Source organism: Variimorphobacter sp. HTMS_6 (genome assembly GCF_059717775.1).
Window position 1 is genome coordinate 2,553,615 of the sequence record NZ_AP046094.1, and the last position, 14,051, is coordinate 2,567,665.

Below are 14,051 nucleotides of genomic sequence, written 5' to 3' on the forward strand. Positions count from 1 at the left end.
TTATAGTGTAATTGTATATCCTTATGCCTATAGGCACTTAATTTATTTATTTATCGTTTGCTGCAGCTACACCTGGAAGCTCTTTACCCTCTAAGAATTCAAGAGAAGCGCCACCGCCTGTAGAGATATGTGTCATCTTGTCGCCGAAGCCAAGAATGTTTACCGCTGCTGCTGAATCACCGCCACCGATAATTGTTGTTGCATCAATTTCAGATAAAGCTTTTGCAATTGCGATAGTACCCTGAGCAAAGTTTGACATTTCGAATACGCCCATCGGTCCGTTCCAAACAACAGTCTTTGCATCTTTGATAGCATCCGTATATAATTTACATGTTTCAGGTCCGATATCAAGTCCTAAATATCCTTCTTCGATATCCTGTCCAACTGTTTTAAAAGGAGCATCATTAGAAAACTCTGCTGCTACAACATTATCAACAGGGATTAACATCTTAACGCCCTTTTCATTTGCTTTATCAAGCATCTTCTTTGCGTAATCAAGGTAATCTGGCTCTAATAAGGATTTACCTGTATCTTTGCCGATCGCTTTCAAGAAAGTATAAGCCATACCACCACCGATGATTAAGGTATCTACTTTCTCAAGAAGGTTTTCGATAACAGAAATTTTACTGGATACTTTAGATCCACCAAGAATTGCTACGAAAGGTCTCTTAGGATTGTTAACTGCATTGCCAAGGAATTCGATTTCTTTCTGCATTAAGTAACCAACAACTGCAGTATCAACGAATTTTGTAACACCTACGTTAGAACAATGTGCTCTATGAGCTGTACCAAATGCATCGTTTACAAAGATATCTGCAAGAGAAGCTAAATCTTTACTGAATGCTTCGCCATTCTTTGTCTCTTCTGCTCTGTAACGAGTATTCTCAAGAAGAACAACTTCGCCATCCTTTAACGCTTCAACAGCAGCTTTTGCGTTTTCCCCAACTACAACATCATCTTTTGCAAACTTAACTTCTTGTCCTAATAACTCAGTTAATCTTGCAGCTACAGGAGCTAAAGATAATTCAGGCTTCGGCTCACCCTTTGGTTTACCTAAATGGGAGCAAAGAATGATCTTACCGCCATCAGCGATTAATTTTTTAATTGTAGGAAGAGCAGCTACAAGACGGTTTTCGTCAGTAATTCTTCCTTCCTGTAATGGAACATTGAAGTCACATCTTACTAAAACTTTTTTACCTTTTACGTTGATATCATCAACAGATTTCTTATTTAACATATAGTCCTCCATTCTGTATATTGCAGTTAAATTTTTATACTAATATTTTGCGAATAAGCGAAACTCGCGAAAATATCAAAGGGCCCGGTCCTGAAAAGACCGGACCCATGATGGATCAATTACGCATATATCCAAGTTGAACGATTAAATTCCCTTGTCGTGAATTATGCTAATTCAGCGAAGTATTTGATTGTTCTAACCATCTGGCTTGTGTAAGAGTTCTCATTGTCATACCAGGAAACAACTTTAACTAATGTCTTGTCACCTAATTCAGTAACCTTAGTCTGAGTTGCATCAAATAAAGAACCGTATGTGATACCAACGATATCAGAAGAAACAAGTTCGTCTTCTGTGTAACCGAAGGAAGCACTAGCTGCTGCTTTCATAGCTGCGTTGATATCAGCTTTTGTTACTTTGCCGTTAACAACTGCTACTAATTCAGTAAGGGAACCTGTAGGAACAGGAACTCTCTGTGCAGCGCCGTCTAATTTACCGCTTAACTCAGGTACAACAAGACCGATTGCTTTAGCAGCACCAGTTGAGTTAGGAACGATATTTACAGCTGCAGCACGAGCTCTTCTTAAATCACCCTTAGGATGAGGGCCGTCTAATGTCATCTGATCACCTGTGTAAGCGTGGATAGTTGTCATGAAGCCTTTTTCTACTGGAGCTAATTTATTTAATGTATCTGCCATAGGAGCTAAGCAGTTTGTTGTACAAGAAGCTGCGGAAATGATTGTATCAGAAGCTTTTAAGATATTCTCGTTTACGCTGAATACAACAGTTGGAAGATCATCGCCAGCCGGAGCGGAGATAACAACCTTCTTTGCACCTGCATCGATATGTGCCTGAGATTTAGCTTTGGATACGAAGAAGCCTGTACACTCAAGAACTACATCAACACCAAGCTCACCCCAAGGTAAGTCTGCTGGATTTCTCTGAGCATAAATCTGGATCTCTTTACCGTCAACAACGATAGAGCTTTCTTTTGCTACAACTGTATCAGCTTTTGCATATCTACCCTGTGCGGAATCGTATTTTAATAAGTGTGCTAACATTTTAGCATCTGTTAAATCGTTGATTGCTACAATTTCGTAACCTTCTGCACCGAACATCTGTCTGAATGCAAGACGGCCAATACGTCCAAAACCATTAATTGCTACTTTTACTGCCATGATTATTTTTCCTCCTAAAAGTTTAAAATTTATAATATACTGCCAATAGACAGCAATTAATCTAAGAAATTGAACTTTGACAAAAATTTCTCAATCCAGAATTATTTTACCTAATTTAAGATAAAATATCAAGTGCTTTGTTCCTCATTTCATGATTTTATTAATATGTTTATATTTTGCATTAAAACCGATTTTTTTTTGTGCAGTTTTAATTGTAAATATCCATATAATTACAGGAAGTTTTTAAATTAGTCAAACTTTTGCTTACTCTTTTGAATTTGGCTTGCCAGCCTGTATATTTTCATCCATAACAACTGCACTATTTAGAAAACCTTTTGTCAATCCGGTACTTCCTATATTCATAGATCTAGATTGTGATGTATTATCCATTTTTTCCAGTTTCCCTCGTTCACTAACCATTAACCTATTATTATGATTTGATTTTTCATTACCGTTATCTTTTTTATCCATATTAATCCTCTCTATAACTAATAACTGTGTATTTGCCCTTAGTAGTATTCAGCGTGAGGAAAATCATGATTTCTTCACTTGCATCTACTTAATACTTATACGGAATTATTGTTTCATATAGAGAAAAAGATATACATGTTTTTGTGTTATTTTATATATGTTCGCATACATTTTATAATACATGCTCATGTTCATAATATGGGACATACCATATTATAACATGTACGTTAATAAATGGTATGCCCCTTATGTAAAAAAATTCAAATGACTATGATCTTAATTTGTATTCCAGACGAATCTTATCAGCTATTAATGCAACAAATTCCGAATTGGTTGGCTTACCCTTGCCATTACTTACAGTGTAACCAAATAATTCATCTATTGTATCCATCTTTCCTCTGCTCCATGCCACCTCTATCGCATGGCGGATTGCTCTTTCCACTCTGCTTGGTGTGGTTTTATGACGTTTTGCGATGGACGGATATAATAGCTTTGTGATTGAATTCAACATCTCTGCATCATTTACAGACATCATGATTGCATCTCGCAGATACTGATAACCTTTGATATGTGCTGGAACTCCTATTTCATGAATAATATTAGTTACGTCGGATTCCAGATTTCTCTCAACATAGGAACTCTTGCTTTCAAAAGCACTTACTCTGTGATTATCAATCAATTTATTATGATAATCTCCTTTAATCTGTTTTATCCTGGACAGAATAACATTGTTATCGAATGGCTTCATTATGTAATAATTTGCGCCAAGCTCAAATGCACTCTCTGTTACCCCTTCCTGTCCAATCGCTGTTATAACAATAAAAGAGGGATTCTTTTTAAACTCTGCATCTCTTCTTACTTTTTCCATAACTCCAAGCCCGTCCAACTTTGGCATGATTAAATCCAAAAGTACAACATCCGGCTTCTTCTCTTTAATCATATCAAGTGCATCAATACCATTATCGGATTTTCCAACCACTTCAATATCCGAATCATCTTTCAGAATGTCCTCTAAAAGATTCACCATCCTTTCATTGTCGTCTACAATAGCTACATTAATTTTACCCATTTGCTTTTCCAACCTCCATTACTTTCATTCTTCTTGCAATAAGATACTCCGTTTCCCCTTTTGTAATTCCCTCTAGATTAGGTTGTCTGTACTCTCTTTCACAATTCGTGAATTTCTAAACAGCTTTTTGGGTTTCATGTTGTTAAATTAATTATATAACTTGCATATTGGTGCGTCAATCACATTCGATTTGGCACATTATACAAATTATGGATATGAATTCGATAGTTTTATTATTAAAATCTTACATCTTTTGTCATATAACAACATAATAACCGATACATCAACATCATTTGTGGAAATTCGTACATGTAAATAATTACCATATGTGAATTATAGCTATTAAAATCACAACTATCAATCCTTACTTATCGCACCATTCGACAATACAAAGAAAGAATTTTTAACCATTATGATGAGAACCACAACATTTTGTGTGGCAGGAAAAATTATCCAGTTAATATGCTGTTATATTACAAAACTTACTTTTATTTTTTCAGTTATTTCGTCGATTATTTTTTTTAACAAAAGTTTTGCTTATTCTAAGTTATTTACCATATTTTCAATGAATGTCCCGTAACCTTTCGTTGAATCCTGTATAAAAACATGTGTAACCGCACCAATTATCTTATTATTTTGGATAATAGGGCTACCGCTCATTCCTTGTACGATACCTCCTGTCAATTTTAGTAGACGTGGATCAGTTATTTTTAATACAATCCCCTTGCTGTTATTCGCATTATTCAAATCAAGGCTTACAATTTGAATATCAAAATCTTCAATTTTATCTTGAACTGTACATCTAATTTTTGCTTTTCCTTTTCGGATTTCCTGCTTTAAGCCTATTTCCAGAGGTTTTAAACTAAGCCCATTATTTACACCACCATCCATCGTACCATATATACCCTGATACGTATTTTCTGATATATGCCCCATTTTATATTGTCCGCTTTGCCTAATCATACCGATTAATTCACCAGGTTCTCCTTCCTTCCCTTTCACTATGGACATAATCTGTGCCTTATAGATTGAACCCTCCTTTACATCCATTAGTAACCCTGTATCAACATCCGTGATACCATGACCCAGCGCACCAAACTGACCATCCGGTGTCATAAATGTCAAGGTACCGATACCCTGTGTATTATCTCTAATCCATGCTCCTATCTTATAGTTTCCACTTGCTGTTTTAACGGGCTTTATGTTAATCGTAAAATCCTCTTTATTACGGCGTACTAAAAGGGTAACATCTTTACCATCGCATTTTTGAACCTCATCAATTAACTCTTTTTTTTGATTAACCTTTTTGTTATTGACTTTCAGAATGTAGTCTCCTGATTTCAATTTATTATTAATCGGTTCGTAATTCAATCCGTCATCTCCGGTTATGCGTCCACTACCAAGTACCAAGATACCATTCGTCTCGACATAAATTCCGATTGGGTTGCCACAGGGAATCAGCTCTTTTGGTTCAATGACATCCAATGAGATATTTTTAAACTTGAAAATTCCAAATAGTTTTAATGCAACATCATACTCACCAATTTTCGTTGACTTTAATGTGAAAGGATGATTTAAATTTATATTAATTTGGTTTGATGGTACTTTTAAATCATTAACACTAATAACTCCGATATCTTTCGTATTAATATCCGCTTTTAATGGCATATTAAAATCAAAACTTTCCTGTTGGCCTACCATCATTTTAATCTCATTGGGGACATGTTTCTCCAAATAAGAATAGAAATAAAAACCTAATAATAATATATTTGCCGTAAAAAGGCATATTAATATCCTTCTGTATATCTTTAAACTCCTCATCCTCTCACCTCATGTCAGTATTCTAAAGTCTTTCTTTTAACCCTCTCACATCCCTATATACGATAAAAGTTATCACTATCCATGCACATCTTACTTGTTTCCCAAAAGCACTATCTCACTGAGTGTGCATCCCGCCTGGAAGGCTCATTACTGCAAGTATTACTTTTAAAATAATTTTTATATAAATAAAAAAGGATATACATAGTATTGTATATCCTTAAATGTTGTATACCTGATTTTCAATTTTTACGACATGTATTTTTTAGTAGCTAATGCCAATTCCTTCATCTCTTTGGCATTTTCCTTCACTCTCTCTGTAATCTCAGCTCCGCCAAGTATACGAGATAATTCGTCAACTGACTCATTTTGTGTAAGGGATCTGATATTAGTTTGTGTTGAAGTGCCATCCGTAGTTTTTTCTATTATGTAATGCGAATCTGCCATAGCAGCAATTTGTGCGAGATGCGTTATACAGATAATCTGATGATGCTTCGCAATATTGGTCAGCTGTTCGGATACCTTTTGTGCAGTTCTTCCACTGATACCAACATCTATTTCATCAAAAATCAATGTATCGATTTCATCCTTCTCCGCTAGCACGGACTTTATTCCAAGCATAATTCTGGACAATTCACCTCCTGAAGCAATCCTTGATATCGGTTTCATCTCTTCTCCAGGATTTGTTGATATAATAAACTCCCCATCGTCAAAACCATTCGCAGTATAATTCTCCATTCGAATGAAACTCATCCCAAATTTTACATCTAAGAAATTCAATGCAATCAATGCTTCACTTATCTTAGCAGTAAGCTCCTTTGCTTTACGTTGGCGAATATCGGATAATTGTTCTGATAAAGACTTCACCTTTTTCTCTGAAGTGTTTAACGTCTTCTCCAGTTTAGCCATATATTCATCGTAGTCCCTATATTTTTTTAACTTTTCTTCGCATTCTTCACAATGCTTATTGATTAATTCTAATGAATTGCCATATTTTGATTTCATATGATTGATCAAATCCAAACGCTTCGTCACTTCATCAAATTCTTCTTCTGTTTGATCCATATCTGAAAGGTATTGGGATAAATCTCTATTTAAATCATTCATTAATGCATCAATATCATTTACCTGACTCAAAAACCCACCGATCGCCTCATCAAACTCAGCAATTTTTGTTAGATTTCTTAATGCTCGTCCAACCAAATCACCTGCATTTCCTGATTCATATCCCGTCAGGCCATAAACACTTTGTAACCCTTCTGAAATAGCATTTGCATTGGATAATTTTTTATACCGAACTGATAATTCTTCATCTTCCCCTGACATAATAGAAGCATTCTTAATCTCATTCACTTCATATTCTAAAAATGATATCTCTCTTAAACGCTTTTCTTCATCTATTCCTGCATGATTAAATTCATATTTTAACTTTGAATATTCTTTATAACTTTGTTCGAGCTCCTGTTTTATTGAACAAATCTCTTCTTTTGCAAAACGGTCAACAATCTCCATGTGCTTTTGTTTATGTAAAAGTGATTGATGTTCATGCTGGCCATGGATATCAATCAACATCCCCGCGATCATGGACAAAGCTGTAGCTGTTACATTCTCACCATTAATCTTACATATGCTTCTTCCAGACATTATCTTCCTGGAAATAATGATCTGTTCTCCTTCAATTGGGATATCTAAATCAGCCATCTTCCCAAAAACTGCTTCATCATTCGTCTCAAATACCAATTCTACCAAAGCATATTCTGCACCATTACGAACAATGTCCTTATTAACTTTAGCACCTAGTGCTGCATTTACAGATCCTATGATGATGGATTTACCTGCTCCGGTCTCGCCGGTCATTATGTTAAGGTGATCCTTAAAATATACTTCCACTTCATTAATAATAGCAAAATTCTTAACGTGTAGGCTGACTAACAATTTATCCCTCTTTTCTGTAAACATATGTTCTGTTAACATTTTATCACACTAAAAATGTACTTTCAATCCATATTTTAAACCTCGTGTAAATCGACTATGTTTCCAGCATATTATGAACATACTGCCTAATCAATATGTATAAAAAGAAGGATATTAATGGTGGTACTTTCCCACTAAAAATATCCTTCTTTAATCATGCAATTATTACACTATCGTATTTGTTCTATCTTTTCTTTTTGATTGTCATCTTTTTAACCGTTATCTTACATTTTAGCTTACGTCCATTTACTGTGGCTGTAACCGTAGTTGTACCTGGTCCTCTGGTACTTATAGTTCCATCACTGTATATTTCAACAATCTTTTGATTCTGGGATGACCACTTGACCTTACTTTTCGCACCTTCAACCGATAATGCCTGTTTGTAAGTTGTATATACCTCAGTTGTAAGTGAAGTATCACTCAAACCAACAACTGTAACCTGGATGGTTGCTTTTTTACCTGAATCAGTCATTACAGTTATCGTAGCGACACCGGTAGCTTTCGCTTTAATTATACCTTTCGATTTATCGACACTTGCTACTCCTGAATCATTGGAGCTCCACTTCACATTATCCGATGAATTCGAAGGTGTTAAAACAAACTGAACTGATTTTTTTTCTCCCTGAACCATTGTAATCTCAGTATCCTGCATCGTAATTCCTGTCGCCGGAACACGCTCATTTACTGATAGATAGCAAATTGCTTTCCTTCCACTATTATCTTTAGCAGAGGCTGTTATTAACGCGGTTCCTTTGCTTAGAGCGGTTACCGTACCAGTTGAATCAACCGTAGCTACTTTTGTATTGCTTGAGGTCCATTTCGCAGTTTTATAAGTCGCATTACTTGGTTTTATCGTTGCTTTTAATTTCTGTCTGGTTCCTACATACATAGAACTCGAGTACTTATTTAAGGATATACTAGAAACTGGTGTAACAACTCGAATCTCACAACTCGCTTCTACCTCACTGCCATCCTTCGCGGTAGCCGTTATTGTTGCATAGCCTAGTTTCTTACCAGTTACTTTACCTTTTTTATCAACGGTCGCTACTTTCGTATTGTCCGACTTCCATGTTACATTTTTATTCGATGCTGTTTGAGTGGATACAATAGCGGTAAGCGTAACCTTCTTTTTCAGTCCGAGCTTATAGCTGGTAGGTTTTATTTTAATGCTTGTTACCAGCTCTTTTACTGTTACGACACAAATGTCAGCCAATTTTCCATCTACTGTCGTACAAGTGATAACTGCTGCTCCACCTGCAACACCTGTAACTGTTCCATCCGTAGTTACTGTTACCACGCTCTTATTGGAGGTTTTCCAGGTAACTGCTTTGTTCGAAGCTGTCTTAGGTTCTATGGTTGGTGTTAACTTGAACTTTTGTCCTTTATATATGGTTTTCGTTTTGGAACTTAACGATACCCCTTTTACAGGCTGGGTTACATTAATTCTACAAATCGAGAGAAACCCGTTGATTTTTGCAGTGATAAACGTTGTCCCTGATGATATCGCAGTAACCTTTCCGTTATCATCTACCTTCGCGATATCTGTGTTGTAAGAAGTCCATTCAACTAAATTATCTGTAGTATCTGCAGGGGCTAATGTAGCCTTAAGAAAATCAAAATTACCAGCTAACAAATTCATAACTGTTTTATCCAATTTGATACCGATTGCAGATTGCTCTACTTTTATTGTGCAGTAATCTGTAAAGCCTCCATCCACTGATTTTACTATAATAACTGAAGTACCGACTGCCTTTGCAGTAATCTTTCCGGTTCCATCTACAGTAACTACCGAAGTATTTGTGGATTCCCATTTTACATCCCTTATATCAGCTTTATCCGGTAATAAAGTGTATTGTAACAGTGCTGTTTCTTTTGTATGCATCTTTATATTATCTTCCCATAGAGCAATTGACTGAACAGGGATTAATATTGCGATGTTACAAATAGCAGAAGCATCGGGATTATCCTTTGATGTAGCTATGATTGATACGAGTCCTGGTTTTAATAAGGTAACGTATCCATTTGAATCAACTTTTGCCTTTGATGTATCGGTTGATTTCCACAAAACCGTCTGATCTGTTGCATTATCCGGAGCAACTGTTGCAGTTAATTGCAAATACTTTACATTGAGGCTAAGTGATAAATCGTTCTTATTAAGAGTTATTGATTTTACTGGTTGCTTAACAGGCTTGACCGTTACTTCAAAAGATCCCATCTCAACATTATATTCGTTCGTTGCTGTAATCGTCGCCCTTCCGGCTGCTACTGCCTGAATGGTGGCAGTTGTTGTTGGATTCGCTACTGAATTAATTTTAACAACAGATGTATTTGATGATTTCCAATGCAGTTTAAATCTTGCATCACTTGGTGTGACAGTTGCTGTTACTGTTACTGTTTCTTGAATATCCAGTATACTTTTATAACAGTCCAGTACTATTTTCGATACGGACTGTTTTACAGACACCTCGCAGGTAGCTGTCATAACAACACCCCCGATAATCTGTTGTGCTATTATCGTAACATCACCGGATGCAACACCTTTTACCAATCCATTATCATCAACCGTGGCTATACCAGTATTGGTCGACGTCCAGGTAACCGGAGTGAGTGGATCACTTAGCACCGGTTCTAATTGCAGCGTTCCCCCTCTTTCAAGATCTGCTGATGTTTTATTAAGTGCTAATTTATCAACTACGGTGATATTTATTATGAACGGATCAACAAGCGTGGACGTATCATACAACTTGTTTGCCGCATTATAATTCAGCTGTATTGTAACCTTACCTTTCATCTTCGCACTAAACACATAGTTAGAACTGTTAAAGCTTGCGATATTAGAATTACCTGACAAATAAACAGGTGTTGTAAATATCCCAACCCCCGGAAGGTTTGAATTATCCAGTAAGTTATATGTATTGCCCACAACCATTACAAGATTTTGATTCGGAATTCGAATCGGAACCACAATCTTCATATATGCATAGGGCGCATTCGTATTTTCATTATAGCTTGAGTTTGCAAAGGCAAATATTTCATAAGTACCAGCTTTTACATTACTGAAATTAACATTACCGTTAATCTGGCTAACGCTATAGGTCATCTTGGCTGAGGTACCTGCTGGGATTACCTTTTTCGTTCCACCTGTACTGTCATAGACAACCCATTTCAAATTATTGCCCATTGTAGCATTGGATTCAAGCTTGAAACTTGACGGAACATCATTAACAATTGATGGCGTTTCATTAAAGTTATCACTGGAAGGATATATATCCATACCACCGGAACCATCAGGAAGTGATAATGTAAAGTTAGGTGCAACAACCACTCTCATCTTAACCGACATTGGTTTATCCCCGTACAAGGTCTTTGTAGAAACCGTTATATCCGCACTACCTGCTCCCACCGCTTTTAGCTTACCACCACTATCCACTGTAACAACTCCGACATTGCTACTTGACCAGTCTACCAGCGAATTATCAATAGAATCATCACCGGATGAGCCATCAGCCACCACATATTTGATAAATGCTGTCCTCTCCTGTCCAATGGAATCAAAGGTCATAATACGTTCATCATTTGTTGTTGAATAGACAATACCGGACATCTTCGAATAGTCGAATGCTAAATCTACTCGAATGACACAGTATGCCATAAATCCGTCATCAAAAACCGCTGTAATGGTTGCATAACCAGGGCTTTCACGTCTTAATTGTATAAAGTTCTTATTATTAAATGAGGTAGGATGAACGGATACTATCTTATCATCAGAACTGATCCATTCTGTTACTTGCGCCGTGGATCCGCTCGGTGAGGTAACACTCAAATAAGCAGTCTGTGTATTCAGTTGTGCTTGATTCCCCACGGAAAGCGACTGATTATTGAATACAAAATAATAGTCATTCGCTGCATCTGCCTGTATGGCATGAGCAAGTAATGCAATCGTAATTGCGGATAATATCGCACCTATAACAATTATATATTTATATCGTAATTTAATTAATTTCATCATTAGATAACCTCCCAAACAATCCTATAAATTTTATCGGCAAACAAATCTATAATAATTAGCTTATGTGCTGATATTTTAAATAAAATATTTGGCATTACTGTGTCATCTCATGATAAAAGAGGTAAAGAATCTACATTTTTCGATATTATTTTATTTTCATCGCTCTCATCGCATTAAGAAGTGCCAGTAGCGCTACTCCAACATCGGCAAAAATCGCAAACCATATGGAAGTATACCCCAGAAATGCGAGTACCATGATCAAGGCCTTCACCCCTAATGCAAATATGATATTCTGAAATACAATTTTCTTGGTCTTATGAGCAATCCGGATTGCAGTTACTATCTTTGTAATATCATCATTCATAATAACTACATCAGCAGCCTCAATTGCTGCATCGGATCCAATTCCACCCATGGCAATACCTACATCTGCTCCGGCTAAAACTGGGGCATCATTAATTCCATCGCCAACAAATACAATCTTACCCTTACCTTCTATTTTATTCTTTAATTCTTCGAATCTGTTCACCTTATCCTGAGGTAATAATTCCGCCTCATATTCGTCCACACCGCAAGCCCCGGCGATTTCTTTCGCAGCATTCTTATGATCTCCAGTAAGCATGATTGTTCTTTTTACACCTAGTTCCTTTAATTGACTCATCATGCCTTTTACACCGGGTTTTATCTCATCGTTAATCAACAGATATCCAAGATATTTTTCATTTTCCGCTATATACACGATACTTCCGTTTATCTCCGGTTCATCAAAATGGATACCAAATTCCTGCATCAGCTTTTCATTACCTGCATATATTCGATTGCCGTTAAAGTCTGCGATAACCCCTTTACCGGAAACTTCAGTAATGTTTTCAGCTGGCATTATGGCTACATTATGTTTTTCTACATAATTAATAATCGATTTAGCAATAGGATGTGTGGAATGGCTCTCTGCAATTACTGCAAGCTGAATTAATTTATCACGATTAGACTCATCCACAGGTTCAATTTTCGAAACCTCGAATACTCCCTTCGTTAAGGTACCTGTTTTATCAAAAACTATAGTATCTACCTGATTGAGCGCTTCAAGGAAATTACCTCCCTTAATCAATACACCATGCTTTGCTCCACCACCAATTCCTCCGAAGAAGCTTAACGGTATGGATATTACCAGCGCACACGGGCAAGATATAATTAAAAAGCTTAATGCACGGTACAACCAAACTGAAAAGCTACCGAATCCTAAAAGAGGAGGGAATATAGCAACCGCAAGCGCGGAAAATACAACGAAAGGTGTATAGTATCTGGCAAATTTCGTGATAAACTTCTCACTCTCTGCCTTCTTACTTCCTGCGTTCTGAACCAGTTCCAATATCTTTGAAACCGTTGATTCTCCAAATACCTTGGTAACCTCTATTTCAATAACACTACTTGTATTGATTGTTCCGGAAAGTACTGCGTCACCGACGTTAATCGTTCTTGGAACACTTTCTCCTGTTAATGCCCTGGTATCTACAAAGCTACTGCCTTTTGAAACTACTCCGTCAAGCGGAATCTTCTCACCCGGCTTAACAAGAATACAATCACCTACTACTACCTGTTCAGGGGCAACCACAGTAACAGCTCCATCAACTAACTTGTTCGCATAGTCAGGTCGGATATCCATTAAACCTGCGATATTTTTCTTGGAATTATTTACTGCCATATCCTGCAACAACTCACCGATACCATAGAATACCAATACCGCAACCGCTTCCGTATGGTCACCGATCAGGAAAGCTCCGAGAGATGCAATACCCATCAAAAAGTTTTCATCAAACACTTGACCTTTTAAAATATTTCTCACTGCACTACGTAGTACTTCAAATCCTACTAAGATATAAGCAACAATAAAACCTACTAATTTTACTGTGTAAGGCAATGGAACAAATGCAAATATTGCTGTTAACACCACGGCCAACACAATTCGAATCAGGTAAGATTTTAAGGATCCCTCCTCATTACCTCCGTGGCTATGACCATGTTCATGTGTATGTTCTTGCTCATGATGATTCGTAGCTGCCTCTTCCTCACTTGATAAATCATGCACTACAACAGAAGATTCATGCTTTGAGACAATCTTTTTCAACTGATTTGTAATGTCGTCTGATATTTCATCCATGACAAGACTCATTTTACCATTCATCAAATTAATATTGGCTTCCTTTACCCCAGCCAAAGATCCTACTTCCCGTTCGATCTTTGAAGCACAATTTGCACAGCATAGACCATCCAGTAAATACTCCTTTTTCTTATCCATAA

The 14,051-nt window shown here is 36.7% G+C and carries 8 protein-coding genes; all 8 read right to left on the bottom strand.

From position 1 onward, the window contains the following. Nucleotides 1–46 precede the first annotated feature (46 nt). Nucleotides 47–1,237, bottom strand: coding sequence for a phosphoglycerate kinase (locus AC6IWN_RS11550; RefSeq protein WP_497987560.1), 1,191 nt, complete (start codon nt 1,235–1,237; stop codon nt 47–49). 164 nt (nt 1,238–1,401) lie between these two features. Continuing rightward, complete coding sequence (gap, locus tag AC6IWN_RS11555) at nt 1,402–2,412, bottom strand: type I glyceraldehyde-3-phosphate dehydrogenase (protein WP_497987561.1); 1,011 nt, start codon at nt 2,410–2,412, stop codon at nt 1,402–1,404. Nucleotides 2,413–2,676: 264 nt separating this feature from the next. Beyond that, complete coding sequence (locus AC6IWN_RS11560; protein WP_497987562.1) at nt 2,677–2,883, bottom strand: hypothetical protein; 207 nt, start codon at nt 2,881–2,883, stop codon at nt 2,677–2,679. A gap of 268 nt (nt 2,884–3,151) precedes the next feature. After that, a complete protein-coding gene (gene spo0A / locus AC6IWN_RS11565; RefSeq protein ID WP_497987563.1) occupies nt 3,152–3,952 on the bottom strand; it encodes a sporulation transcription factor Spo0A in 801 nt (266 codons plus the stop codon). Nucleotides 3,953–4,489: 537 nt separating this feature from the next. Next, nucleotides 4,490–5,773 carry a SpoIVB peptidase gene (gene spoIVB, locus AC6IWN_RS11570; protein WP_497987564.1) on the bottom strand — a complete coding sequence of 428 codons (1,284 nt, stop codon included), beginning with the start codon at nt 5,771–5,773 and terminating at the stop codon, nt 4,490–4,492. A gap of 246 nt (nt 5,774–6,019) precedes the next feature. Then, nucleotides 6,020–7,744, bottom strand: coding sequence for a DNA repair protein RecN (gene recN, locus AC6IWN_RS11575; RefSeq protein WP_497987565.1), 1,725 nt, complete (start codon nt 7,742–7,744; stop codon nt 6,020–6,022). 184 nt (nt 7,745–7,928) lie between these two features. Beyond that, nucleotides 7,929–11,753 carry an Ig-like domain-containing protein gene (locus tag AC6IWN_RS11580; protein WP_497987566.1) on the bottom strand — a complete coding sequence of 1,275 codons (3,825 nt, stop codon included), beginning with the start codon at nt 11,751–11,753 and terminating at the stop codon, nt 7,929–7,931. Between the two features lie 145 nt (nt 11,754–11,898). Continuing rightward, entirely contained in the window at nt 11,899–14,049 is a 2,151-nt protein-coding gene (locus tag AC6IWN_RS11585; RefSeq protein ID WP_497987567.1) for a heavy metal translocating P-type ATPase, read from the bottom strand. Between the last annotated feature and the right edge of the window lie 2 nt (nt 14,050–14,051).